The sequence below is a fragment of the Mesorhizobium sp. M1329 genome (assembly GCF_040318035.1).
In the GTDB taxonomy this organism is placed as follows: domain Bacteria; phylum Pseudomonadota; class Alphaproteobacteria; order Rhizobiales; family Rhizobiaceae; genus Mesorhizobium.
The window spans coordinates 341,100-367,501 of the sequence record NZ_JAMYLN010000001.1; the positions used below are offsets into that span (position 1 = coordinate 341,100).

The 26,402-nt window shown below is 60.6% G+C and carries 22 protein-coding genes and 2 pseudogenes; 10 read left to right on the forward strand and 14 right to left on the reverse strand.

Annotated elements, in window-relative coordinates; genetic code table 11:
• Positions 1-94: 94 nt before the first annotated feature.
• On the reverse strand, positions 95-688 hold the full coding sequence (locus NKH21_RS01690; protein ID WP_352493019.1) for a DJ-1/PfpI family protein: 594 nt from the start codon (positions 686-688) through the stop codon (positions 95-97).
• A gap of 151 nt (positions 689-839) precedes the next feature.
• The gene (locus NKH21_RS01695) at positions 840-1,541 is read right to left on the reverse strand and encodes a GntR family transcriptional regulator (protein WP_352862863.1); all 702 of its coding nucleotides are present in this window, start codon (positions 1,539-1,541) and stop codon (positions 840-842) included.
• Between the two features lie 323 nt (positions 1,542-1,864).
• Here NKH21_RS01695 and NKH21_RS01700 point away from each other — a divergent pair, with 323 nt between their 5' ends.
• The 3 genes from NKH21_RS01700 to NKH21_RS01710 are packed head-to-tail and all read left to right on the forward strand — an operon-like array spanning position 1,865 to position 5,427.
• Positions 1,865-3,091, forward strand: a complete 1,227-nt coding sequence (locus NKH21_RS01700) for an iron-containing alcohol dehydrogenase (protein ID WP_352862864.1) — start codon at positions 1,865-1,867, stop codon at positions 3,089-3,091.
• Between the two features lie 18 nt (positions 3,092-3,109).
• Positions 3,110-4,597, forward strand: a complete 1,488-nt coding sequence (locus tag NKH21_RS01705; RefSeq protein ID WP_352862865.1) for an NAD-dependent succinate-semialdehyde dehydrogenase — start codon at positions 3,110-3,112, stop codon at positions 4,595-4,597.
• Between the two features lie 8 nt (positions 4,598-4,605).
• Positions 4,606-5,427, forward strand: a complete 822-nt coding sequence (locus tag NKH21_RS01710) for an alpha/beta hydrolase (RefSeq protein WP_352862866.1) — start codon at positions 4,606-4,608, stop codon at positions 5,425-5,427.
• Between the two features lie 123 nt (positions 5,428-5,550).
• Here the strand turns inward: NKH21_RS01710 and NKH21_RS01715 are convergent, their stop codons facing one another.
• The 5 genes from NKH21_RS01715 to NKH21_RS01735 form a co-directional block, all read right to left on the reverse strand.
• Complete coding sequence (locus tag NKH21_RS01715) at positions 5,551-6,630, reverse strand: ABC transporter ATP-binding protein (RefSeq protein ID WP_352862867.1); 1,080 nt, start codon at positions 6,628-6,630, stop codon at positions 5,551-5,553.
• Between the two features lie 10 nt (positions 6,631-6,640).
• Entirely contained in the window at positions 6,641-7,486 is an 846-nt protein-coding gene (locus NKH21_RS01720; protein WP_352567136.1) for a carbohydrate ABC transporter permease, read from the reverse strand.
• A complete protein-coding gene (locus tag NKH21_RS01725) occupies positions 7,479-8,411 on the reverse strand; it encodes a carbohydrate ABC transporter permease (protein WP_352862868.1) in 933 nt (310 codons plus the stop codon). Before NKH21_RS01725 ends, NKH21_RS01720 begins: the two co-directional genes overlap by 8 nt.
• Positions 8,412-8,461: 50 nt before the next feature.
• Positions 8,462-9,700 carry an ABC transporter substrate-binding protein gene (locus tag NKH21_RS01730; protein ID WP_352862869.1) on the reverse strand — a complete coding sequence of 413 codons (1,239 nt, stop codon included), beginning with the start codon at positions 9,698-9,700 and terminating at the stop codon, positions 8,462-8,464.
• A gap of 116 nt (positions 9,701-9,816) precedes the next feature.
• Positions 9,817-10,452: a GntR family transcriptional regulator gene (locus NKH21_RS01735; protein ID WP_502911836.1), complete on the reverse strand. Its 636-nt coding sequence runs from the start codon at positions 10,450-10,452 to the stop codon at positions 9,817-9,819.
• A gap of 135 nt (positions 10,453-10,587) precedes the next feature.
• On the opposite strand from NKH21_RS01735, the gene NKH21_RS01740 reads away from it, so the two are divergent.
• Positions 10,588-11,727: a mandelate racemase/muconate lactonizing enzyme family protein gene (locus NKH21_RS01740; protein WP_352862871.1), complete on the forward strand. Its 1,140-nt coding sequence runs from the start codon at positions 10,588-10,590 to the stop codon at positions 11,725-11,727.
• Between the two features lie 226 nt (positions 11,728-11,953).
• Entirely contained in the window at positions 11,954-12,298 is a 345-nt protein-coding gene (locus NKH21_RS01745; protein WP_352862897.1) for a hypothetical protein, read from the forward strand.
• Positions 12,299-12,441: 143 nt separating this feature from the next.
• On the opposite strand, the gene NKH21_RS01750 is transcribed toward NKH21_RS01745, so the two are convergent.
• Complete coding sequence (locus NKH21_RS01750; RefSeq protein ID WP_352862872.1) at positions 12,442-13,749, reverse strand: NRAMP family divalent metal transporter; 1,308 nt, start codon at positions 13,747-13,749, stop codon at positions 12,442-12,444.
• A gap of 547 nt (positions 13,750-14,296) precedes the next feature.
• Here NKH21_RS01750 and NKH21_RS01755 point away from each other — a divergent pair.
• Positions 14,297-14,533, forward strand: a pseudogene (locus NKH21_RS01755) (hypothetical protein); the annotation flags it as partial.
• Between the two features lie 270 nt (positions 14,534-14,803).
• Here NKH21_RS01755 and NKH21_RS01760 read toward each other — a convergent pair.
• The 6 genes from NKH21_RS01760 to NKH21_RS01785 form a co-directional block, all read right to left on the reverse strand.
• Positions 14,804-15,553: a ribonuclease activity regulator RraA gene (locus NKH21_RS01760; protein ID WP_352862873.1), complete on the reverse strand. Its 750-nt coding sequence runs from the start codon at positions 15,551-15,553 to the stop codon at positions 14,804-14,806.
• A 22-nt stretch (positions 15,554-15,575) separates the two neighbouring features.
• Positions 15,576-16,739 (reverse strand): mandelate racemase/muconate lactonizing enzyme family protein, encoded by a 1,164-nt coding sequence (locus tag NKH21_RS01765; RefSeq protein WP_352862874.1) that lies wholly within the window; start codon positions 16,737-16,739, stop codon positions 15,576-15,578.
• 33 nt (positions 16,740-16,772) lie between these two features.
• A complete protein-coding gene (locus tag NKH21_RS01770; RefSeq protein WP_352862875.1) occupies positions 16,773-17,870 on the reverse strand; it encodes an ABC transporter ATP-binding protein in 1,098 nt (365 codons plus the stop codon).
• Positions 17,871-17,880: 10 nt separating this feature from the next.
• Positions 17,881-18,771 carry a carbohydrate ABC transporter permease gene (locus NKH21_RS01775; RefSeq protein WP_352862876.1) on the reverse strand — a complete coding sequence of 297 codons (891 nt, stop codon included), beginning with the start codon at positions 18,769-18,771 and terminating at the stop codon, positions 17,881-17,883.
• Entirely contained in the window at positions 18,768-19,727 is a 960-nt protein-coding gene (locus NKH21_RS01780) for a carbohydrate ABC transporter permease (RefSeq protein ID WP_352862877.1), read from the reverse strand. The genes NKH21_RS01775 and NKH21_RS01780 overlap by 4 nt, the downstream gene beginning before the upstream one ends.
• Before the next feature lie 78 nt (positions 19,728-19,805).
• The gene (locus tag NKH21_RS01785; RefSeq protein ID WP_352862878.1) at positions 19,806-21,284 is read right to left on the reverse strand and encodes an ABC transporter substrate-binding protein; all 1,479 of its coding nucleotides are present in this window, start codon (positions 21,282-21,284) and stop codon (positions 19,806-19,808) included.
• Between the two features lie 218 nt (positions 21,285-21,502).
• On the opposite strand from NKH21_RS01785, the gene NKH21_RS01790 reads away from it, so the two are divergent.
• From NKH21_RS01790 to NKH21_RS01805, 4 genes and pseudogenes are all read left to right on the forward strand, one after another.
• Entirely contained in the window at positions 21,503-22,213 is a 711-nt protein-coding gene (locus NKH21_RS01790; protein ID WP_023679253.1) for a GntR family transcriptional regulator, read from the forward strand.
• 54 nt (positions 22,214-22,267) lie between these two features.
• Positions 22,268-23,434, forward strand: a complete 1,167-nt coding sequence (locus tag NKH21_RS01795; protein WP_352862879.1) for a mandelate racemase/muconate lactonizing enzyme family protein — start codon at positions 22,268-22,270, stop codon at positions 23,432-23,434.
• Positions 23,435-23,487: 53 nt separating this feature from the next.
• Positions 23,488-24,849, forward strand: a complete 1,362-nt coding sequence (locus tag NKH21_RS01800; protein ID WP_352862880.1) for a mandelate racemase/muconate lactonizing enzyme family protein — start codon at positions 23,488-23,490, stop codon at positions 24,847-24,849.
• Positions 24,850-24,866: 17 nt separating this feature from the next.
• Positions 24,867-26,065: pseudogene (locus NKH21_RS01805) on the forward strand (mandelate racemase/muconate lactonizing enzyme family protein).
• Positions 26,066-26,402: the final 337 nt, after the last annotated feature.

Here is a 26,402-nt window from a genome sequence, read left to right on the forward strand (position 1 = left end):
GCAGGCGTTTTATGATCCGGACCGAACTGGCGGTGACAAGTTCCCCTTCCAGAAGGGGACCGACGCACCCCTTTGAGATGCGTCGGAAGAAGCCCTAAGCGTGGCGGATTTCCGTTCCCAGCACCTTCAGGCATTCGCGGATGAACGCTGCAAGCGCCGTCCAGCCTTTTGCCGAAACCATCGTCCCATCCACATATGCCTCCGTTGGAGACAGGTCGATATAGGTTCCGCCCGCAAGCGTCACTTCGGGCTCGCACGCCGCCAGCGCGCCGACCTTCTTGCCGCGCACGACACCGTCGACCGCGATCAGGATCTGCACGCCGTGGCAGATCGTGAAAATCGGCTTCTTGGTTTCGTGGAAGTGGCGCACCATCGCCTGCACCCGCTTGTCGGTGCGGATGTATTCGGGCCCGCGACCGCCGGCGCAGTAAACAGCGTGGTATTGCTCCAGCTGCTTCTCAGCGTCAGAAAAGGTCTTGTTGATCAGCGCATAGTGGCCGAGCTTTTCGGTGTAGGTCTGATCGCCCTCGAAATCGTGCAGCGATGTTTTGATCAGGTCTCCGGCGCTTTTGTCTGGGCACACGACATGAACAGTGTGGCCCACCGCTTCCATCGCCTGCTGGTAGACGAAGATTTCGTATTCCTCGGTGAATTCACCGGTCAGCATCAGGATCTTTTTGCCTGGCATGGTACTTCCTTTCCTGTGACAACGGCTGGGCGAGACCTGTACTCGCCTGGTAGGTTTGAGTTTCTAGAAGGGTGAGTCGGGGAAGTAGTCTTGGTTGGCACTGGCCTGCGTGATGACCGTCGAGGGCGGGTACGGGAACATCGGGACAGTCTCAGTCGAACGCTAACAACAAACGGTCGCGGGAATGCTCGATATGGCGACGCATCGCCTGCTCGGCAGCGGCAGGATCGGCCGCAGCGAGAGCGGCCAGAATGGCCTCATGCTCGTCAAGCGCCTCCTCGGTGACGCGCGAATGGAACATCAGGCGAAATATGTGGAAGTGGGTATGCTGGTGCGCCAGTGTCTCGCGCACGAGTTCGTTGTTGGCGAATTCCATGACCTTGTCATGGAAAATGGCATCCTGGCGGGCGAAGTTGGAATACCGCAGGCGCTCGTCCTTGCCCTCACGGTGCGCCATGACGCCGGCCGATTTCTGAAGCTGTGCGAGCTTTACCTCGTCCATGAGCACCGCTGCCTTGGCTGCACCATGAGGCTCGAGCAGCAGGCGAAGCTCGTAGAGTTCGTCGAACCGTCGTTTCGTAATCTGCGGAGCAGCGCGGTAACCGATCAGATGCGTCTTCAGCACCAGGCCTTCGCCTTCGAGCCGGCCGAGCGCCTCGCGGATCGGCGTGTGGGAGACGTTGAATTCCTTGACCAGGCTATCGACCGTGATCCGGGAACCCGGTGCAATCTTCAGCGACATGAGTTGCGCGAAAATCGCTTCGTAGACGTCCTCAACCAGGCTGCTGGAGCGCTGGATACGCCCGCCGGCGAGGTTCGCTTCGTCTAGACTGGGTAAGTTCATGGCCTGCATGTTTTGCGTCTTGACACATTGAGTTGCTAACACGATGCTCCAACCAATGCAATCCTATATCCTATACGATTTTATAGAGGATATAATTTGAGGCTGTTTCGAGACAAAGTAATGGCACTTGCGGTAGCCCTGCTGGAACAGCGTGCCGCCCTGGCAACCCGTGCTTCCTCACCCGCTGAACGGACCGCCAGCGTTACGGGCGATGGTTCGACGCGTCGATACCCAACCGCGCTGCAAGACGGGTTTTACATCGAACCCGGCCTTTGGGCCGAGTTGAACGCCATCTCGCATTCCAGTCCAGACATCATCACAGGATGCAGGTCATGAGCCTTTTCGCTGCCCTAAGGCTGCCGCGCGAAATCCTCTTCGGGAAGGGCCAACGCCACGTCATTCCGGTTGTCGCGGCCAGACTCGGACGTCGCGCACTCGTCTGCACCGATGAACGTTTTGCCGCAACCGGCCCGTTCGGAGAGATCGTCGCGGCGCTGCGAGCCGCCTCGATAGACGTACTGGTGCATGACCGTGTGCTGCCCGACGTTCCCCGGGATACCGTTGCCGTCTGCGTCAAGGAAGCACTGAAGTTCGCGCCCGACATGGTGATCGGGATTGGCGGCGGCAGTTGTCTCGACATGGCCAAATGCGCCGCGTTGCTCATCAGTCACGGCGGTCAGCTCCAGGATTACTACGGCGAGTTCAAGGTGCCCGGCCCGACGCTGCCATTGATTGCGGTGCCGACGACCGCCGGCACCGGCTCTGAAGTGACCCCGGTCGCCGTGATCTCCGATCCGGATCGTACGCTGAAGGTCGGCATCTCCAGCCCGTATCTGATCGCGGCCGCGGCCATCTGCGATCCTGAACTGACGATGACATGCCCGCCGGCATTGACGGCGATCGCAGGCGCCGATGCGCTGACGCATGCAATCGAGGCCTTCACCGCCGTCAGGCGCGGGACCGATCCCGGCCTTCCGCAACAACATGTCTTTATCGGCAAAACCGCCTTGACCGATCACTTCGCCCTGCTGGCGATCAAGCTGCTTGGCCGAAGCCTCGAAACGGCATACCGCCGGCCCTCCGACGAGGACGCCCGGGCCGACGTCATGATGGGTGCACTTGCAGCCGGCTGCGCGTTCGGAACGGCCGGCACGGCGGCAGCGCATGCCGTGCAATACCCGGTTGGCGCGATAACCCACACCCCGCACGGATTGGGTGTCGCCACCATGCTGCCATACGTCATGAAGTACAACAGAACAGCCGCAGCGACCGAGATGGCCGAGATCGCCAGCGCGCTCTGCCTCGATGGAAAAGGCCGGACGCCCGAAGAGTTGGCCGACGCGAGCATTGGCGAGGTCAGTCGGCTGTTTGGGGCAATCGGGATCACTCCCTCGTTGGCCGAGCTGGGACTGCCTGCCGACAAGCTCGATTGGACGGCGGAACAAGCGATCGGTATCGAGCGCCTCATCAAGAACAATCCGCGGCCATTCGATTTGAGGTCCATGCAACGCCTGGTCCAGGCCGCCTTTGATGGCGACCTCGCCAGCTGCGTCATGTAAACAATCGGGAATATCGAGATGAACACGTTTTCACAGGTTCTGTCGGATGATCAGGGCGTCAGCGACTTCCACACAATTTCGCACGGGCTGTATATTGACGGCCAATGGCGGCAATCCGCGGATGGCAGGGTAATTCCGGTCATCGATCCTTCGACGGAAGCCATCATCGCTGCCGTACCCGATGCGACCTTGGAGGACGCGGCCGCCGCCGTTGCCGCCGCTGCCAAGGCGGCCCATGGCTGGAGGACAACGTCGCCGCGAAAGCGCTCCGAGATCCTCCGACGCTGCTTCGAACTGATGACGGAACGATCGGAAGCTCTGGCTACTCTCATCGCACTGGAAAACGGCAAGGCCCTGCGGGATGCCCGAGGCGAGATCGCTTACGCCGCGGAATTTTTCCGTTGGAATGCCGAGGAGGCCGTTCGCATTACCGGTGAATTCGGTACTGCGCCTTCCGGCGCCAACCGCATTGTGGTCGACTACGAACCGATCGGCATATGCGTTCTGATCACGCCGTGGAATTTTCCTGCCGCGATGGCGACGCGCAAGATCGCGCCGGCACTTGCCGCTGGATGCACGGTGATCCTGAAGCCGGCCAGTGAGACCCCGCTTACCGCCTACGCGCTGGCCGCGCTCTACCAGGACGCAGGCGTTCCACCGGGGGTGGTCAACGTCCTGACAACCTCCAGTCCCGGGCCTTTGACAGCCGCCATGCTGGCCGATCCGCGGGTGCGCAAACTCTCCTTCACCGGCTCAACGGGTGTGGGTCGCGCTCTGCTGGCAGAGGCTGCCAGGCATGTGGTCTCGTGTTCCATGGAACTCGGCGGCAACGCACCGTTCATTGTGTTCGACGACGCCGATCTCGAAGCGGCGCTCAATGGCGCAATGGTGGCCAAGATGCGCAACGCCGGTGAGGCCTGCACGGCCGCAAACCGCCTCTACGTGCAAGCTGGCATTTACGAAGCCTTCTGCGAGGGCCTCGAGAAGCGGATGTCGTCGCTCAAGGTCGGCGTCGGCACCGACCCGGACACGGAATGCGGGCCCATGATCACGAAAAGGGCGGTCGAGAAGATCGACCGACTTGTCATCGACGCGGTCGGACGCGGCGCGCGGGTCTTGTGCGGTGGCTCAGTCCTGTCCGGACGTGGTTTCTTCTACCCTCCGACAGTGCTTCGCGACGTGCCGGGCGATGCAAACATGGCGCATGAGGAGATATTCGGGCCGGTGGCGCCAATCTCTAGCTTCGAAACCGAGGCCGAGGTCATCGCACGCGCCAATGACACTGAATATGGGCTTGCTGCCTACATCTACACGCGCGATCTGGCGCGCGGCATGCGGGTGGCCTCCCGGATCGAGGCCGGGATGATCGCTCTCAACCGCGGGCTGATGTCCGATCCGGCAGCCCCCTTCGGCGGCGTCAAGCAGAGCGGGCTTGGCCGCGAGGGAGGGCAGCATCACGGCATTGCGGAATTCATGGAGGCGAAATACCTCGCCATCAGCATGTGAGCAGAAGAATGCAAGGCGATCCCTTTCGCATCCGCGACCACGTCGCGGATTTTGACGAAATCGTGCAGGACTTCGTTGATCGCAGCGAGGCCGCCCGCGCCACCATTGCGATGACCGCTGACGTGGCCTACGGACCGGATCCGACCGAGACCATGGACCTGTTCTTTCCCGCGGGCAAAAGAACGGCGCTTCCGGTGCACATCTTTGTCCATGGCGGCTACTGGAGAATGTTCTCCAAGCGCGACTATTCATACATGGCGACGACGATTACCCAGGCCGGGGCTATTGCCGCCATCCTTGATTATGCGCTGATGCCCAAGGTCCGAATGGCGACGATAGTTGACCAGGTGCGCCGCGCCAAGCAGTGGGTCCTGGCCAACATCGCCGATCATGGCGGAAACCCGGCGGCCCTGACCGTCAGTGGCCATTCGGCCGGAGCCCATCTTGCAACGTTCCTGTTCGGCGGCGAGCATGCCCCCTCGAGTGTGAGGGCAGCCCTTCTGCTGAGCGGGCTTTACGATTTGAAACCGCTCCAGGATTCCTTTCTCGCCAAGGAAATTGGAATAACCGACGAGGAAGTCGCCATGTTTACACCTCTTGCCTATCGGTATGATCCTCAAACCAGGACGACGGTTCTGGTCGGAGCCAACGAGACGCCACCCTTCCATCAGCAGGCCGATCGATTCAAAGCAAGCTTGCTGCGGCAGGGATCGCTGGTAACGTCGCATGTGCTCCCGAACCGCAACCACATGGACAGCGTCAGAGATCTCGGCGTGCCGGGGACTGAGGCTGCCGATTGCCTGGAAAAACTGATCGCCAAGGCCTGCTGACTACCATGCCGGGATACCGGTCAGCGCAGCTTGACCGCTAGCGGTCCGCATTCGCTCCGGATAAGTTCGAGGCGACATCGCGGGACCTGTGCGCAACTGCCTCCAGCCGCTGGTATCCACGCCCTAAATGTCGATGCGCTGTCCGCTATCCGGATCGAACAGGTTGACGCTCGCTGGATCCACAGCAAGACATATTGGCTCTTTGCGCCGGCCGGCAAACCTCGGCGGCAGCCGCGCGATGATCGCGTGCTCGCCGACCTGCACCGTCACCATGGTTTCAGGCCCGGTAGGCTCTACCACATCGATCTCCCCCATGATCGAAGCTCGATTTTGCGGAACGGTTCTCAGCTCTTCAGGCCGTATGCCCAGCACCACCGGTCGCTCAGAGTCCACCTGCCGGTTCCGCGTCGGCAACACGATCGATACTCCGCTCGCTTGAAACCGGACACCTTCCGAATCCGGGACCAGTCGTCCGGCAAAGAAGTTCATTGCCGGAGATCCGATGAAACTTGCCACGAACATATTGGCGGGCCGTTCATAGATGGTGCGCGGGTCGCCCAATTGCTGGATGTAGCCGCCTTTCATGACGGCCACCTTGGTGCCCAGCGTCATCGCCTCGATCTGATCATGCGTGACATAGACGATGCTCGTGCCGAGACGCTCGTGCAGGCGCTTGATCTCCGTACGCATTTCCACGCGGAGCTTGGCATCGAGATTGGACAGCGGCTCATCGAAGAGGAACAGCTCCGGGTCGCGCACGATCGCGCGGCCCATCGCAACGCGCTGCCGCTGTCCACCCGAAAGATTGGCGGGGCGTCGGTCGAGCAGATGGGAGATTTGCAACATTCGCGCGGCATCTTCCACGGCGCGCTTGCGTTGGTCGGCGCCTACGCCACGCATTTCCAATCCGAAGCCGATATTCCTCGCGACCGACATGGTGGGATAAAGCGCGTAGGATTGGAATACCATCGCGATATTGCGGTCCTTGGGCGCAAGGTCGAGGACCGAGCGTCCCCCGATCAGGATGTCACCGCCGGACGTGTCGTCGAGGCCGGCAATCATGTTGAGCAGGGTCGACTTGCCGCATCCGGACGGCCCGAGCAGAACCAGAAAGCCTCCGTCCTCGAGCTCGATGTCGACCCCGTGAAGAACCTGTACGGAGCCATAGGACTTGCGCACGTCCCTGATGGAAAGTGTCGCCACGCGAATACTCCTAACCTTTGATGGCGCCTGCGGTCAGCCCCTGGACCATGGTTCGCTGGACGATCGCGAAGAGCACGATGACCGGGATGATGCTGAGAATGCCGCCTGCCGCCAGAACGCCCCAAGGAAGCTGGAACTCTCCGACCATCAGTTGCAGGCCCACAGGCCAGGTGCGAGACCCCTGCCCGGTCGTCAGCATCAGCGCAAACAGGAACTCGTTCCAGGCTGCGATGGCAATGAACACAGAACTTGCGACCAGGCCGTTCCGCGCAAGGGGCATGACGATACGAACCATTGCGCCAAGCCTTGTCGAGCCGTCGATGCGTGCCGCGCTCTCGAGTTCCTTAGGTGCGGAATCGAAGAACCCCTTGAGCATCCACACGAACAGCGGCAGCAGGAAACTCGTATAGGCAAGCGCCAGGCCGAAACGGCTGTCCACGAGCCCCACACCGCGCATAACGACGTAAAGGGGAATGATCATCATGACTGCCGGGAACATGCGAACGACAAGATAGCCGAGCATGAGCTGATCCCGGCCTCGAAACGCGAAGCGAGAAAATGCATAGGCGGCAAGCGTGCCCGTCACGACGCAGATCGTCACCGTCAGGAAGGTGACGACGAGGCTGTTGCCTATAAGCCGTGGGAAACCTGACTGCGTCCAGATGGCGACATAATTGTCGAAGGTGACGCGGCTCGGGAGGTACTGCATCGTCTGGGTGACAATGTCGGCCTCGTATTTGAGGGATGTCAGGAACATCCAGATCATCGGACCGATGCAGAACACCGTCAGGCTTGCGAGCACGACGTAGGTGGCGATGTTCGCGATCATCCGCCGGTGACGCTTGCTTTCAATCATCGCCCTGTCCTTTGGTAATCCTGGAGATGCGGATGTACCCGGCCGCGAAGATCATCAGGGTCACGAACATCACCACCGACAGGGCGGATGCGTAGCCGAAATTAAATTCCTTGTAGGCGGTCTGAAAGGCATACAACGACAGCACCTGCGTGGCATCTCCGGGTCCGCCGCCGGTGAGAATGAGGAGCAGATCAGGCGAATTGACCAGACCGATGACGCGCAGGATCACTGCCGCCGCGATGACGGTCTTGAGCATCGGCAAGGTGATCAGCCTGAGCTGCGCCGCCAGGCCTGCGCCGTCGACCGCCGCTGCCCTGTAGAGGTCCTCGGGAATACCCTTCAGGCCCGCGAGCAGCAGCAGCGCGAAGAATGGAAACCCGTGCCAGGCCTCGACGAGAATGGTCGCCGCAAGTGCAGTGTTGGGATCAGCAAACCATGCCTCGTAGGACTGCAGGACGCCTATCCGGACAAGAAGATCGTTGATCACTCCGAGTCGCGGATCGAGCAGCAAGGCCCACATATGGCCCGCCACGACGTTGGGCAGGAAGTAGGGAAGCAGGATGAGCACGGCGAAGATTTTCGTGCCCGGCAAATCCCTGTTGAGAGCTGTCGCGGCGAGAAGACCAAGCGACAGTTCCAGCGCGACCGCGGCCGCGACCCACACGACTGTGTTCTTCAGTGCGATCCAGAAGACCGGGTCTGACCACATCGCTACATAATGTTTGAAGCCCACCCAGCCGTCCAACCCGGGACGCGTCAGACGCATCTCGCGAAAGCTGATGGCCATGCCGTAAAGCGTTGGATAGGCGATCACGAGAAGGATGAGGGCGAGGCTGGGAAGGAGCAGCAAATACATCCAGTATCGGGTCTCGGACAGTTCGCCGAGTGCCCGCAAAGGCACATATCTGCTCGAGCTTATTTTCATGAATCTGCGATGCGAAAGCACCATCCTGAGCACAGCTGCAGGTCCGGGGATCAGCGGAGCGCCGCCTCCAGGCCCTGGATCATGCGGTCCACTGCCTGTTCCGGCGTCGACTGACCTGTCAGCACCGACTGGAAAGCGGGATTGACGACATTTTCGGACCAGCCCGCGGCGCCGACAAAATTGTTCGGCAGGCGTCCGAACTTGAGCGTCTCCGTCGCCGCACTATAGATCGGATTGCCGGTGATCCGCTGATCCTGCAGCGCAGCGGCGGAAGCCGGAAAATAGCCGGTCCCCTCGAGCAGGGCCAGGGCAGCGTCCGTTTGGCCCCAGAAACTCACCCACCGCCAGGCAGCTTCGATATTGTCTTCCTTCATGACGCCGTTGCCGGCGTACGCGACGCGAGCGACGTGCGCCTTCGGACCGGCCGGCATCGGCGCAGTCGAGAATTGTTCGCCCTGCTTCATCGCACTCGAGATTTCGTTCAGCGAACCGGTATGATGCCACACCATGGCAGTCTGCCCGGTGCGGAACGCCTCCATGATCTGACGGTAGCTGTCGTGGGGCGCGCTCGGCGGCACGACCTTTTCCTTCAGGAAGAGATCGGAATAGAACGTTATCGCCTCGATCGCCGCGGCCCTGTCGATGGCCGGCTGCCCGTCCTTGACGATCGGCGAGCCGAACGCCTCCATGACATCGATGACATATTTGAAACCGCCGGCGCCGGCGCGCATGCCGAAGGCATACCTGCCCTTCGAAGGATTCGTCAGCTTGCGGGATGCCTGCAGGAATTCGTCGAAATTTCGGGGTGGCCCCGCCAGTCCAGCTTCCTCGAAATAGTCCGCGCGGTAGTACATCCAGTCAACGAAGGCGAAGGCGGGAACCGCATAAATGGCGCCATTGCTGGAAAGCCCGGTCCAGCGGTTGTCGGGAAAGTTCGCCTTGCCCTCCCACCCATTCACGCGCTCGGTAAGATCGATCAATCCCTCCATCGCGGTAAGATCGGCGAAGCGCTCGGCGATCACCATGGCGGTATCGGGACGCCCGCCGGCCAGCACGGCCGAAGACACCTTGGCCATATATTCCGAGTTCGGGATGTTCTCTTGGGTTACCGCCACGTCTGCATTCGCCGCCTGAAACAATCCGATGATCTTGAGCAAGCTGGCCATTTCCGACTGACTGGTGAAGTGGTGCCAGTAACTGATGGCACTTGCGGCACGGGCACCACCAATGCGCCCTGCCATCGCGAGGGCCGCCGAACCCACGAGAAACTGCCTCTTGTTCAACTGCATGCGACCTCCTCCAAGATATCAGATCAGCAGACTGATCGATCAGTTGGAGCGTTGGGTAACATCATTTTCCAAGCCGTGCAACCTCGCCGGAGAGGCAAATGGCAAACGACGACGTGTCAGACCAGACCCAGGTTCCGCTGCATGGCCGCCTGGAAATGGGACTGCAGCTTTGCTTCGGCAGCGTCGGCATTCCTGCTGCTGCAAGCCTCGAGAATGTCCAGGTGCTCCTTGAGCGTCCGGATGATGATCGGCGAGGTGAGTTTGCTGTCCAGCCGCAACAGACGCAGATAATTGTGCATGCGCCGGTAGGTGCTATCGATCAAGGGATTGCGCAGTGCGCCGATGACTGCGCCATGCAGCTCTCCCTCCAGCGCATCCATCTCCTCCAGTTGCTCCTTTCCCACACCCTCACGTTCGATGCGCCTGACCAGCCGGGAGTGCCGCATTTCCAAGGCATTCATGACGGCTTCATCGCCCTGCTCGGCAAAGACGCGAATTGCCGAACGCTCGATGATGGCGCGGAATTGGTAGGTGGCGCGTGTGAGTTCCATGCCAGGTTTTATGAACTGGATTCCGGAGCGTGGATGGATGGTGAGAATTCCTTCCGCCTCGAGCTTGCGCAGAGCGTCACGAAGCGGAGCGACAGGCACGTCAACGATCGCGGATAGTTCGCTCTGCGAAACGAATGCCCCGACCGGAACGCGCCTGTCGAACAAGCGCTCCAGAATTCGTTCGTAGGCAACATCGCTCATACGGGTGGCCGCCACCGGGGTATGAGAGATGGCTTTTGCTTTGCCCGCCACTTGCGGCTCCTCCGCTGATTCGGTACTGAGACATCTTGACTGATAGATCAGTAAGTTGCACTAAACGATCAGAAAGCCCATGTGATGAGCCTCTCGCATTTTCGTATAACCCGATTTCAGTTCGCCCGCGACCGGGTAATCGGGGACAGTCAGGTTCGAGCCGACGATGTAAACGTCGCGGCGCTGGAACTCGTTTCGAAAAGTGGCGAGGTGGGGCTGGGCTTCATCCAGACACTCTTCAATCCCCTGCCCGACCAGACTGAGATTGAGACCGTTTTCGAAAACGAGGTTTGGCCGGCCCTGAAAGGACACAAGGCGATCGCGCTGGTTCATCGTGTGAACCGCCCGCGCGGCGGCAATCAGCGGGCCTACTCCCTGCCTTTTCATGAAGCGGTCCAGGTCGCGCTTTGGGACCTTGCGGCAAAGGAAGCCGGCCTACCCCTTCACGTGCTGCTCGGCAGTCGTCGCAACCGTGTGAAAGCCTACGCCAGTGGCCTCGATTTTCACCTCGACGATGATGCTTTCGTTTCCTTGTTTTCCCACGCGGCGTCGCTTGGCTATTCCGCTTTCAAGATCAAGGTCGGCCACCAGGATTTCGATCGCGATCTGCGGCGCCTGGAACTGTTGAAATCCTGTGTGCCGGCAGGCTCGAAAATCATGATCGACCCGAATGAGGCGTGGACCTCGAAGGAAGCGCTGGTGAAATTGGTGGCGATCCGCGATGCCGGTCACGACCTTCTCTGGGTCGAGGATCCAATCCTGCGTCACGACCACGAAGGATTGAGAATGCTCAGGCAGGCAATAACATGGACTCAGATCAACAGCGGCGAGTATCTAGATCTTCAAGGCAAACGGCTTCTTCTGGAAGCCCACGCAGCCGACATCCTGAATGTCCACGGTCAAGTCACCGATGTTATGCGCATCGGTTGGCTGGCCGCCGAGCTCGGCATCCCGGTCAGCATCGGCAACACCTTTTTGGAGATCGGCGTGCACATGGCGGTCGCGCTTCCGGAAGTCGAATGGCTGGAATATTCGTTTCAGAACTTCGATCATCTGGTGGAGCAGCCCATCGAAATCCGGGACGGCTACGCCTATGCACCCGATCGACCTGGCCATGGATTGGTACTGTCCGAAAAAGCGCGCGGTGAATGGACGAGACCAAGGCGCCTGATGCGGTCGGAACTGGATCCCGCGCCAGAAAATGCACGCCTCCCTGGCAAGTGAGTGAATGATCGAGCCGGCTTTGTGCATGGCGCAATTCACGCCACCTCGAAGACCACATGTCCGAAGAAGTGCCGAGGACGCGATGCGCGCGATCATCTCCTGGGGGTGCTACGCGGAGTTGTTCGGCTACGACGAGCGCTCGAAGCAATTCGCCCTCGAGAACCCGGCGTGAGCGAGTTCGCATGGCTGTCTTCTCAGGAACATTCCATGATTTCGATCGAACAGGTTGCCAATTAATCTGGGCATCGTCCTGCCGCGCGGGTCCGGGATCGGGTTCCTCGGTGCTGGTATTATGTTTTTCAAGGAGGAACTGAACGTGTGCGACCTCAATACTGCGCCGACCCGCTGGTCTTCCGCCGCGTTCGGCGTCCTCGCCAAGCCCGCCGGACGCTCCTCGCCGCGGTCGCGGCTGGTTAACCGAGTTCGAGCCCAGTTTCTCGTCCGTGTGGTCTGCCGCAATCCCGACGTCGGCATCGGTCATCTGAGCCTTCGGCGCCTCGAACTGAAGAGCACCGCGCGTGTCGAGGTAACGTCCAGCAATCGGCGACAACCCGCAACCGATGCCGCTTGAAGCCGTTGTGGGACGGCTCGGCCTCGAGCCTGCGGTTTCGGCAGCGCGATAGTCTAGGGCGTCGAGACCTGATTGAGTGTCGAAGATAGCTTCCGGCCTGGTTTGCACCGCCATAAGAACTGCGGCGGGTGATCGATTGGCTGTCACATGAACCAGCTCATGAGCATTCCGACCATGCACATCGCCATAGCGATCGTGGAGGCCCATCCCAGCCAGCGCAGCCAGCCCTTGACGGTGAAGTCGCCCATGACCTTTGGCTGGGCTGTCATTATCATCATGACCGTCATGACCGGAACGGCGACGACACCGTTGACGACGGCTGTCCAATACAGCGCCTTGATCGGGTCGATTGGACTGAACGTGATCGCTGCTCCGAGCCCCGTGGCCGCGGCAAGAGTGCTGTAAAACGCCACAGCCTCCTTAGGTCTGCGCGACAACCCCACGGGCCATCGTCTCGCCTCGCCAATGGCGTAAGCCGCCGCGCCGGCCAGGATCGGTACCGCCAGCAACCCTGTCGCGACGATGCCGAAAGCGAAGATAGCAAAGGCAAAATCGCCGACGATCGGCCGCAGCGCCTCGGCCGCCTGAGCGGATGTCTCGACGTCGGTGATGCCGGCTTTGTTCAAGGTCGCCGCGGTCGCGAAGATGATCGCCAGCGCGATGACGTTGGAGAATGCCATGCCTATGAGAGTGTCGGCGCGTATTCGCGAGAACGCGTCGACCGCCTGACGTGGAGCCCTCAACAACGATTTTCTGCGATGATTTGCGTGGACCTCTTCGGCCTCCTCTGACGCCTGCCAGAAGAAGAGATAGGGCGAAATCGTCGTGCCGAAGATAGCGAGAAGCGTAGTGAAGAACTCGTTGCTCCAGACAATTCGCGGGACCAGCACGCCACCCAGTGCTTCGGCCCAGGGAACTTGCACAGCAAACACGACAGCGACATACGAGAACAGGCTCAACGTCATCCATTTCAAGATGAGCGCGTAGCGATCGTAGTTCACGAAAACGATTCCAATTACGCAAATGGCTGCGAACAGGACGACATACAGAACGGTCGGGCCGCCGATTAGAAGCTTCGTCGCATCGGCCATGGCGCTGAGATCGGCGCCGATGTTGACGGTATTTGCGATGAACAGAAGAGTTACGATGGACTGTAGAAGCCAATTCGGATAGTGGCGGCAGAGATTGCCTGCGATGCCGTGGCCGGTAGTCCTTCCGATACGCGCACTGATTTCCTGAATCGCGACCATCAGAGGATAGGTCAGCAGCATCGTCCATCCAATCCCGAACCCGAGCTGGGCCCCCGCCTGGCTATAGGTGCCGATCCCGGATGGATCATCGTCCGACGCGCCAGTGATCAGCCCCGGCCCCAATCTGCCGAGGATCGTCTTCTTCACGGGCGAGACAGAAGAAGTCGGTTGATTTTTCTTGGAAGCCGTCAGCTCATCCATTGCGTCCGATCCACAGAGCAAAGCCAGCGGCGCCCGTGGCTGCCAACACCTGTCCGATATGGATCAGTTGGGGCGGTTCGGCCGAAGTACCTCTGAAGCAGAAGTGACACGACGGTGGCGCCTAAAGAGATCGCCAAAAGAACGCCGACCGTTTGTGTCCTGCGGATCATGACACTGTCCCTTAGAGTGGACTGATAACTTCTTAGAAGGGTTAAGGTTCCTGGATCTGCTGCTGCCAATGGGAAGCACAACTTCATCGTCTGGGGAGTGCCATAGCGACCGCCGGCACTCATCTCACGCAGTGGCCCTAGAAGCACCGGTATCGACCAACCGGCCACCGGGCGGTTCTCGCGTACGCCGAACCGGCTTGAGCAACTAGTCGGTAGGCTCTCCGCTGACTTCGTTAACCAATACCGCCAGGCTGGGCCCCGCAACCCGATCAACTTGCGGGATATCTGTCTCATGGCGCCGCGGCCGGCACCAATCCAGCAATTCCGGTTAGCACGGTGTGGTGTCACCGCGTGAGACAGCTTGACTGTTCAGACAAGTTGCTGAAATCAGCGCAGGCTTCTCCTGCGCCGCCCTGGATATCGTCCCGACAGTCCGGCACGCCGATTACAGGCCCCTGCGGGAAGACAATCGCGCCATCGTTCGCGCCGCCAGCCGGGCCAGCAAGGCTGCTGACACCGTGCCATACGGCATTATTTCACTCCTCGTGACAGTCGGACCGCACGCGAAAATGACCGCGCTGGTTCGAATCTCAGCTGGCCATGTTACGGGGTGATTTCGGGATTCGGGCAATCGGTTACGGCTGAAACAAACCGGCGGTTCGCCCGATGTCAAGCAGCGCGCCGATGCTGCCGAACACCCGGTGCTACGTCAGCTTCCAGGCGCTTATGATGCTTCCGGTTCGCCTTGGGAGGTCCGCATAGTGTAACGCTTGGTGCTCGCACGAGATGGTGGGAGCCGGACCCGTCTCGGCCGTTCAGTGCAGTGCAGTGGGCGCCCGACGATGAAACTCGACTCCGCAGCCCGCCACGAGGTAATCCATGCGCTAACTCGGGTTCTCCAGGCGATTTGCTTTGCGCCACTCCTCGTACTCCCCGCGGGCATCGTCATGCAGCGGATAGTAGCGTTGCAACGGCCCACCCTCCATGAGCTTCACTCGCGAAAACTCCTCCCAATCGTGATGCTTCTGTGATTCTTCGATCACCTTCGGGGCCATCACGACGGGAAGCACCACCACCCCGTCGTCATCGGCGACGATGATGTCGCCGGGGATCACCGTGACACCGCCGCAGGCAATCGGAACGTTGACGGCATTGGGATAGATGCTGGTCTGCACGTGATAATTTGGCGTCCAGCCGCGCAGCCATAGGGGCAGGTCGAGCTTTTCGACATTGGGCCGGTCGCGCATGCACCCATCGATGACGATACCCGCCCCGCCCCTGCCCTTGAAATAGGTCGACATCATATCGCCGAAGACGCCCGAGCTCATGTCGCCGCGCGCGTCGACCACGACCACATCGCCTTCCTGCGCGTGATAGAGCACGTGCCGGTGCAGCTGCGTCTCCGGGTCGGCATATTCTCCTTCGGTGAACAGGTCCGGCCGCTGCGGCAGAAACTGCAGCGTCAGCGCCGGCCCGACGATCGACTTCCCGTGGTTTTGCGCCACCGGACCGACCATGTGCGGATTGCGGAAGCCCATGTGGCCAAGCGTGCCGGCAACCGTCGCGGCGCCGATCTCCCTGAGTGCGTCGATCAGGTCTTTAGGCGGCCGCACGATGTCGGAAGTATGCGTCATTGTGGACTCCGATTGAATGGAACTACCAGTTCGTAACAGAACCGTCGCGGCGCTTAAGGTGAGGCGCTTCCCAGAAACGCAAACTCTGCGCCTGGACCGCAACTTCGTTGACCTCGACGCCGAGCCCCGGGAGATCGCCGACCGGGTAGTCGGTCCCGTCGAGCCGTGGTTGTACGGGGAAGAAGTCGGAATTGTCGAAGCCCAGCTTTGTTTCGGGCGCCCTGGTCTCTAGCCACGCGAAGTTGGGTACCGCGGCGGCGAGATGCACGGTCGCGGCCGTGCACACTGGACCAAGCGGATTGTGCGGCATCAGGTCCACATAGTGCGCCTCGCTCCAGCCAGCGATTTTCATCGCCTCGGTGAGCCCGCCGACATTGCAAACATCGATCCGGTTGAACTGATGGATGCCGCGCTCGATGTAGGGCAGGAACTGCCACTTGCTGGCAAATTCCTCGCCGATTGCAAAGGGGATTTCGGTCATTGTGCGCAGCGATTCATAGGCCTCCGGCGTCTCGTCCCGTATCGGCTCCTCGAGGAAATCAAGCACGCCGCGGCCGAGCTTGTTGCAGAAGCTCGCGGCCTCTGCCACGGACAGCCGATGATGATAGTCGAGGCCGAGGACCACGTCGTCGCCCAGCGCCCCGCGCGCCTTGTTCAGCATACTCGCGGTAGCGCCGATGGATTCGCGCGGCTCGAAGATGTCCTTGCTGTTTTGCCCGAATGGGAAGAAGCGGATCGCCTGCCATCCCTGCGCGCGGAGTTCGCGGGCGCGTTCGATGGCAAAATCGCCCTCGGTCTCGTCGCCGGTCGAGGCAAAGGTGGGAATCCGGTCGCGCTGCTTGCCGCCCAGCAGCTCGTAGACCGGCACGCCCAGCGCCTTGCCCTTGATGTCATGAAGGGCGATGTCGATGGCGGAAATCGCCGCCTGAAGGACTCGCCCGCCTTCGAAGTACTGGCTGCGGTAAACCTCCTGCCAGATCCGCCCGATCTGCATCGCGTCGCGGCCGATGAGAAACTCGCGATAGTGCTCGACCGCGCCGGCCACGGCCCTCTCGCGACCGCTCAAGCCGCTCTCGCCCCAGCCGAAGATGCCTTGGTCGGTCTCGACCTTGACGAGCATCTGGTTGCGCGTTCCTACCCACACCGGATAGGGCTTGATCGCGGTGATCTTAAGCTTCTCAGTCATCCCCGCCCACGTTTCACGCGCATTCGCCCTATCTCAGTTGGCCTTGAGGGCCATCTCAGTTTCGCCATCGAACAGATGCATCCGCTCCTGGTCGAACTCGAGCCAGATCTGCTCGTCGGGCGCGACGGCAATGTTCGGCGGCACGCTGACGTTGACGATGGCGCCGGACAGGAACGCCTGCACGAAGGTGACGTCTCCTGTCGGCTCCACCGTGTAGGCTTTGGCCGGGACGCCGCCTGGCAGCGCACTCTTGTGGAGTTTGATCGTCGAGTGACGTGCGCCGAGCACGACTTTCCTGGTCGTCGCTTTCGCCACCTTCTGGGCATTGCGCGGTGAGAGCTCAAGGCGCCAGCCCTCGGCGCCGGTCAACACCGTGTTGCCGTTTGCCGTGGAGGCCTGCAGCGGAATAAGGCTCATCGCCGGGCTGCCGATGAAGCTGGCCACGAACATGTTTACCGGATGGGCAAAGACCTGCGCCGGTGAATCGTATTGCTGCAGGTAGCCGCCATTCATCACCGCCATTTTGTCAGCCATGGTCACGGCTTCGAGCTGGTCGTGCGTCACATAGATGATCGTCGCCTTTAGGTCCTGGTGGAAACGCTTGATTTCCGACCGCATCTGCACGCGCAGTTTGGCATCGAGGTTGGACAGTGGCTCGTCCATGAGGAACACGGCGGGGTCGCGAACGAGGGCACGGCCAAGGGCCACACGCTGCTGCTGCCCGCCTGAAAGTTCGCGCGGCTTGCGCTCGAGCAGGTGCGTCATATCGAGCACTCGTGCCGCTTCCTTGACCTTCCTGTCGATCTCGTCCCTGGGGAGTTTGCGCATCTGAAGCGGGAATGCCAGGTTCTTGTAGACCGATTTCTGCGGGTAGAGCGCATAGTTCTGGAACACCATTGCGATGTCCCGGTCCTTGGGGTCGAGGTCGTTGACCACCCGCTCGCCGATGATGATGTCGCCCGATGTGATCGGGGTCAGCCCGGCGACGAGATTGAGCGTGGTTGTCTTGCCGCAGCCTGAAGGGCCGACGAGCGCAACGAACTCGCCGTCATTGACCGTCAGCGAGACGTGGTTGACAGCTTTGAAGCTGCCATAGCTCTTGACGAGATCTTGGAGGACCACGTGGGCCATCGGCAACTCCCTAGTGCTTGACCGCGCCTTCTGTAAGGGCGCGTACGAAGTATCGTTGCAGGACCAGGAACAGCACCACGACGGGCACACTCATCATGAAGCTGGCTGCCATCAGGCCCGGAAAGTCCGTCGTATTTTCCGAGAAGAAGCGCTGGATGCCGACCGGCAGCGTCAACTGCTCGTTCTTGGAGAGGAAGGTGTAGGCGTAGATGTACTCGTTCCACGCGCCGATGAAGGAATAGATTGCGGTGGCGATGATCCCCGGCGTCGAGAGCGGCATCACGATCATGATGAAGGCCTGGAACCGTGTTGCGCCATCGATGCGCGCCGCCTGCTCAAGCTGCACCGGGATGTTGTCGTAAAAGCCCTTGAGCAGCCAGATCGCCAGCGGCAGGCCGAAGGTGAGATAGGTGAGTATCAGCGAGCCATGCGTGTTTATCAGACCGATCGCGCGCATCAGGATGAAGAGTGGCACGAGGAAGATCACCGCCGGGAACATGTTGCGCAGCAGCACGGCAAACAACAGGAAGTTGCGGCCGGGGAAACTGAAGCGCGAAAACGCGTAGGCCGCAGGGACAGCCACGATCACCGAAAGGATTGTCGTAACGGTCGACACGAAAAGGCTGTTCCAGAAGAAGCGGAGGAAGTCCTGGCCAACGCTGTTCTGCGGATCGAGCAGCTTCTGGTAGCTGGCGAGGGTGGGTTCGTCCGGCCACCATTGCGGCGGGAATTGCGTCGCCGCGAATCCGGACTTGATCGAGGTGATCAGCATCCAGATCATCGGCAACGCGGTATAAAGCAGCATGAACACGAGGAATATGCGCCCCGCCCACCGCCATCCGTCGACGCGCATGCGGCGACGGGTCTGAGCTCGAGGGGCTGTCTCGGCAATCGTGCTCATGCGCTCCCCTCTTTCCGCTCGTTGCCGCTCAACGCACGGACGTAGAAGTAGCCCAGCGTCATCAGTGTGAGGAACAGGAGCACCGAATAGGCCGATGCCACGCCCCAGCGCTGCCGTCCGAAGGCGAGCTCATAAATGTGGGTTATCCAGATGTGTGATGCGTTCGACGGCCCGCCGCCGGTCATGATCCAGGGGATGATGAAGGAATTGAAGTTGGCCACCGCGAGCAGCAGCATCGTCACCACCGAGACGTTGCGCAAGTGCGGGAAGGTGACGTGCCAAAAGCGCTGCCATGCATTGGCACCGTCGACTTTTGCGGCACGCAGCAATTGGTCGGGGACTGTCTGCAGGCCGGCCATCATCATGATCATGGCAAACGGAAACTCGCGCCAGATATTGACGACGATCAGGGAGGGCAGCACCGTGTTGACATTGTCGATGAAATTCGGCGGCTGGTCGGCCAATCCGAGGCCGACCAGCACCGCGCCGATGATCCCGAAGTCCGAATGGTAGATCCACTTCCAGATATAGGAGGCGGCGACGGCGCTGATGACCCAAGGGATAATCAGGACAGCGCGCAAGACACCACGGCCGATGAAGTCGCGGTGGAGCGCCAGCGCTGTGGCAAACCCCAGGACAAAGGAGATGAGAGTTGACCCCAGTGTCCAGATCAGTGTGTTCCAGGTGACTTTCCAGAACACCTGACTGGTCAGGATGGTCGTGTAATTGTCGAAGCCAATGAACGTCTTGTCACGGAGCTGCAGGCCAGGCGGTGTCTTAAAGAACGACAGCTCGACCGTGTAGTAGATCGGATAGGCGATGACGATGAGCATCACGGCGATCGCTGGGAGCACGTACGCGTAGTCCGCGCGATGCGCCCAGATCTTCCGCAGCGTGCCGGATGTACCGGGTTGCAATCTTCGGCGAGCCTCGGCCTTGCCGGTCACGATCGTCACTTGTGGCGTGCCCTTTTTCTTCGGAACGAGGCGGCTGCGCCAGGGGCGCAGCCGGTCAGGTCGTAGGTCAGGCCTGGACTAGAGTCCGCCCATCAGGTCTTTTACCTTCTTGGCCGCGTCGTCCGCTGCCTCGTCGACGGTCATCGCTCCGGTCAGGGCATTCTGCAGCATGTCCGGGATGATGATGTTCATGATCTCGGGGGCCTGCGGCAGCGCTGGGAACGGAATGCCGTATGGCAGCATCGAGGTGGTGACGTCGAGGAACTTGATGTTGTCCAGACGTTCCTTCATCCACTTGGTCTTGAAGCCGTTGAGATTGCCCGGGTTTGATCCGGCATAGGCCATCTTCAGCGACCATTCAGGGCTCGTCCACATACAGATCATAGCTTTCGCAGCCGGCTCGTCTACCTTGCCGCCCTCGACATATTCGGGCTTCAGGATGTGAATGTTCGAGCCGCCGAACACGACGGCGCGCTTGCCGTCGGGACCAGTCGGGATCAGGCCGTAGCGCATGTTGTCGATGACCGTCTGCGCCTTGTCCTTGTCGGTGCCCGTCGCCTTTTTCTGCAGGTCGAGCATGACGTTGTAATCGGACGGGTGCGAGATCATCATGCCGAGCTGGCCGGCGACGAACAGGGGCTGGTTGTCGGCCTGCTGGTTGGTGAGTGCCGAGACCGGCACCGACTTGTCGCGAACATACATGTCGTAGGAAGCTTGCAGCGCTGCCTTGCTCTGCGGACTATCGAGCTGGACCTGCTCATATGTCGGGTTTGCGGTGGCTTCGTCGAAGACGCCGCCGCCATAGGCCCATAGCTGTGGCATGAAGCGGTACGGCGTATTGCCGGCGTTCTTGCGAGCCACGAGGCCGTAGCCGGCAATGCCTAGCTTGTCATGGATCTGCTTGGAATATTTGACGACGTCTTCCCAGGTTGCCGGAGGCTTGTCCGGATCGAGGCCCGCACGCTTGAAGATGTCGGCGTTCCAGATGAACGCCATCGTCTCGTTGTTGGTCGGTATGCCGTAGGTCACGCCCTCCCAGGTCACAGCCTTCATGGCGCCGGGCCAGAAATCCTCGGTCGAATACCCCACGTCCTCTGGCTTGAGCGGCTGCAGATAGCCCTTTGAGGCGAACTCGGTACCACCCAGGATTTGCAGGCGGACCGCCATCGGCGCGGCGTTGCCCAGGAGCGCCGTGCGGAACTTGTCGAGAAGGTCGTTATAGGTGAGGGCTTGTTCCTCGAGCTGGATGTTCGGATATGTCTTGCGGAAGGTCTCGAAGAAGTCCTTGTAGTACTGACGCAGGAGGTCGGGGTCGCCTTCGAACACGCCCTGATACCAGAAAGTCAGTCGCCCCTTGTAGTCGAGCGGTGTGACCTTGGCGCAATCGGCCGCCGTGTCAAAATCCTGTGTGCCCGCAATCGAGCGAACATATTCCGGCGACCACTTGCTCAGGTCGACCGGCGGTGCACCCAGCGCCGATGTAGACGTCAGGGATGCCATCAAAGCAGTGGCGACAGTGCCGCGCAGGACGGCACTGCCGAGCGCAATTCTCGTCATAGGTATCCTCCCTGGTTCTCCCATCCGCCCTGCGCCAAAGCAAAGCGGTCCTTGCTCGTTTCGATCGCGAGGATGCTTCTTTCAGCTCAGTGTATCCTCTCGATCGCTTAGTACGTTTTCAGATCATGGATTGCCTGTCAACGCGCAGAATCGTACATTGTTTGCCAAAGCCGTGTGTGATATCGGGCAAAAGTATGTATTAAATTGGGGAGCCGGCCTTGGCCGAAATAAGCGATTTCAAAGCGATGCCACCGGTCGGGACTGATCCCATCGGGGCCTCGAGCGAGGGCGCCTCGCTCTATGAACTGATCAGGGAAGACATCATCGAAGGACGGCTTGCCGCCAACGAACGGCTTGTGGTCACCGATCTCGCCCGGCGTCACGGCACCTCGACCAATCCTGTGCGCGAGGCCCTGCAGCTGTTGCGTGGCGAAGGCTTTGTCACCTTTGTCGCCAACCGCGGGGCGCGCGTCCGACCCATTGATCAGGATTTTGTCCGGGATATCTATGAGATCGGTGTTCTGATCGAGCCAGCCCTGACACGATGGTTTGTGAATATGGCTACCGGCGAGGACATCGCCGAACTCGAACGTCTCCAAGGCCTGATCGAAGAGAACAACTTCGCCGACACATTCAGGCACAGTGAGCTGGATACTGCTTTCCACACCGTGATGTACCAGCGGCACTACAACCGCCACGCCGCCGAGCTTTGGTGGAAACATCGCGAAGTGCTGCGAGCCGTGAGCCGTCGTTTCAATTTCACGCTGGCGCGACGTGCCGCGATCATGCGCGAGCACCGCGAACTCATCGCACTTGTGAAGGCGGGTGAGGCTGACAAGGCGGCCGAACTCGTTTCCCGCCATGTCGAGGGTTCGGGCCGGCATATTCTCGAACAGATGAGAGCGCGCAACGCCGCTCGGGCCGGATAGAACGTTCAGTCCAGAACATCGTTAGCTGACCATTTTCAGGCAAAGGTAGTTGAGATGAAAATCACGAGCATTCGGCCGTGGCTGATCAAATCCGATGCTTCTTACTGGGGAGAGTTCCTGTTCGTCGAAGTGACGACCGACGAGGGAGTGAGTGGCTGGGGAGAGATCACCACCACGACAAGGCTCGCCAACCGCGCTCTCTGCACGATCCTACGGCAGATCGGCGTCGCCGTGACAGGTGAGAATCCGGCGCGTATCGAGCATCTCTGGCACAAGATCTTCCGCAGCTTCACCTACATGGGAAGCCGCGGCGCCGCCGTCGAATGCGTGAGCGCCATCGATATTGCCCTCTGGGACATCCAGGGCAAAGTCCTCGGCAAGCCGATTTACGAGCTGCTGGGCGGACCAGTACGCGATGAAATCGCGCTCTACACCCATCCCAACCAGTCCAAATTCACCAGCAAGGAGGCTGTGGTCCGCGAAATTCTAGACATTGTCGAGTCCGGACACACTGCGCTCAAGTTCGATCCTTATCCCCACCAGGGCCGCAGCGCCGATGGCCTGCCCCGCGAACAGCGGGACGGCTACCTCGATGGCAGCATGACCCGCAAGGACGAGCGCGAAGCCGCCGAACTCGCGGCTCTGATCCGCGAAACGGCAGGACCCGATGTTGACATTCTCATCGATGCGCATGGCCGCTTCGATGTCCCCACCGCCATTCGCCTCTGTCGGAGCCTCGAGGAGGCCGGCCAGATCGACTGGTTTGAGGAGCCCTGCCCGCCCGAGAGCCTTAACGCCCTCAAGCAAGTGCGTGAGAAGGTCAATACCGCCATCTCATGGGGCGAGCGCGGCCACACGAAGTGGGATTTCGTGCCGGTACTCGAGAACAAGCTCGCCGACTACATCATGCCCGACGTTACCTGGACCGGCGGCATTACCGAACTCAAGAAGATTTCTGCGCTGTGCGAAGCCTACTACGTCCCGGTCTCGCCACATGACGCCGCGGGACCGATCAACGTGGTTGCGGGAGCGCAGGTGATGATGACCGTTCCCAACTTCTACAAACTCGAAACATCGGAGTGGAACCTGGGCAAATACGATCACCTGATCGACAGACCGCTCGACATTTCGAACGGCAGCCTGAAGCTGACGTCGAAGCCTGGTCTCGGTATTGAGATGGACCGCGACTACCTGCAGGCCCACGAGATTGAGCTGGGCTAACAACACGCTGTGCCCGCCAGAGTGCGGGCGACAAGCCGAAACGAGGATAGGTCATGGCAAAGACAGGTGGCGCCGACGAAGCGCTCAATCGAGTGAACGCGAACTCCAAGCCATCCCAGCTTCGCATCACCGACATGCGGGTGGCCGAAATCGTTGGCGCGCCGTTCACATCGACCCTGCTCAAGATTTACACCAACCAGGGTATCGTCGGGCTTGGCGAGGTGCGCGACGGCGCTAGTGCCACCTACGCGCTGATGCTGAAGAGCCGGCTGCTTGGCGAAAACCCCTGCGACATCGACCGCCTATTTCGCCGGATCAAGCAGTTCGGTGGGCACGGCCGGCAAGGCGGCGGCGTCTCGGCGGTCGAAATTGCGTTGTGGGATCTCGCCGGCAAGGCCTATGGCGTGCCCATCTACCAGATGCTCGGCGGCCGGTATCGGGAGAAGGTGCGCGTCTATTGCGATACGGACGCGACCGTGCCGAGCGGCACCGAGACCGGCAAGCGTCTCAAGCAGCGCATGGAGCTCGGCTTCACCTTCCTCAAGATGGATCTGGGGCTGATGCAGATCGCGGATGTCCCCGGTGCGGTCGTGTGTCCTGCCGGCTCACTTGAAGGGTACCGCGTCCATCCCGGCCGCGGTCCGGTCAAGACCCTTGAAGAGCGACGCGCCCGCAACGCCGCGTACGATTTGCACAACATTGCCCACCCGTTTACCGGCCTCCACTTTTCCGACAAGGGCCTCGACCTGCTTGAACAGTACATTGCCGAGGTTCGCGAAATTATCGGCATGGATATTCCGCTCGCCATTGACCATGTCGGCCACATCTCGCTGCAGAACGGTATTCGGCTCGCCAGGCGGATTGAAAGATACGTGCCGGCCTGGCTCGAGGATGTGATCCCATGGCAGTACACCGAGCAGTACCGGCAACTGCAGGCAGCCACCACGGTGCCGATCTGCACCGGCGAGGACATCTACCTTAAGGAGGGCTTCGAGCCCCTGCTCAAGAGCGGCGGCCTCTCCATTATCCACCCGGACCTGCTCACCAGCGGGGGCATCCTCGAGACCAAGAAGATCGGCGACATGGCCCAGGACCACGGCGTCGCAATGGCCATCCATATGGCCGAAAGTCCAATCGCCGCAATGGCCGCGGCACATGTCGCGACCGCGACCGAAAACTTCATGGCGCTCGAATACCATTCTGCCGATGTCGACTGGTGGGACGATATTGTCACCGGCGTTCCCAAGCCGCTCGTGAAGGACGGCTTTATCACTGTTCCGGACAAACCGGGCCTGGGGATCGACGGCGTCGTCGACGAGCTGATCTCGCAGCATCTGCAGCCGGGTGTCACCGGCATCTGGCAGCCCACGGATCACTGGGACAACGAGTATTCCTGGGACCGTACCTGGAGCTGAGGCGAAAAGAACCGACGATGAAGATCACCGATCTCCGCTGCGCCGTCATCGGCAAACATCCCATCGTCCGCATCGTTACCGACGAGGGCCTCTATGGCCTGGGCGAAGTCGAGTTCACCAAGACCTATTCAAGCCTTGGGTGCTGCATTTCCGTGAGGCGCTGATCGGCGAGGACCCTACCGACGTCGAGCGGGTGATGCTGAAGATCCGCCAACGCGGCTCTTTCAAGCCCTATGGCGCGGCGGTAAGCGCTATCGAGCATGCGCTGTGGGACATTGCCGGCGGGGCCGCAGGCGTGCCGGCCTACAAACTGCTCGGCGGCAAGGTGCGCGACAAGGTGCGCGTCTACAACGGCTCGATCCGCCAGAAGCGAACGGGGGACCGGCCGGAGGATTACGCCGCTGACGTGAAATGGATGATGGAGCAGCCGCAGAACTTTTTCATGATCAAGCAAGGGATCTCGTTCCACTCCAACATGAAGGACACCATCGAGGGCTTCCATTACGGCGTGACGCAGAAGAAGGCTGGCTATCACGGTGCCATGGATCAGGGCGTGATCAGCGAGCGCGGTTTCAACCACATGCTCGACTGCGTGATCGCGATGAAAGAAGTGCTGGGCGACAAGGTCAGCCTGGCGCTCGACTGCGGCCCGGGCTGGATGCTGCCCGATGCGATCAAGTTCGCTCGCGCGGTCGAGAAATACAATTTGATGTGGCTCGAGGACATGCTGACCGGCGACTATGTGCCGTGGGTCAATCCGCAGGCCTATCGGGAGCTGACCACCTCGACCTCGACGCCAATTCATACCGGCGAGCAGATCTACCTGCGGCACAATTTCAAGGAGCTGATCGAAACGCAGGCGGTGCGCGTCATCGGCCCCGATCCGGCCGATATTGGCGGCATTGCCGAGCTCAAATGGGTCGCCGAGCACGCCTATATGCACTCGATCCTGATGGCACCGCACGGCACCGCGAACGGCCTTCTAGGCCTCGGCGCGCTGATCAATGTCTGCGCCACGCTGCCCGCCAACTACATCGCGTTCGAATACCCGAGCGCCTCCGATCCCTGGTGGGAGGATCTTGTAATCGGCCTGCCGTCGCAGATCGTGAAGGACAGCATGGTGGACCTGCTGGAAGCGCCGGGGCTGGGCCTCGATATCGACGCCGAAGCAGCCAGGAAGTATCTCCGGGAAGAGGATGCGGGCTTCTTCGACTGAACCATCCTTCTTGGGCAACCCTGCACCATGCGGACCGCTCTACGCAATTGACATCCGGAATGACCACTTCGGGCCGAAAGCTGGCTGGCGGCTTCAGCTCGGCGCAGGTCTGTCCTCACCTGACCCAACGGCGACATTTGTCTGGACCGTCGGTAGGTCTCGTCAGGGTGGAAACCGAAAGTTCGACGCGAATTCAGCAGAGAGCTTGCCGGCTGTTCACGGCTTCTCTACGCGCTCAGTCGTCAGACAAGCGTAAGCGGTGTTCTCAGGCCACGGCCTTGAGCTCGAGCTTGTTGATGTAGACCCAAGGCAGGAGATCGTCGATCTGGCTGTTGGG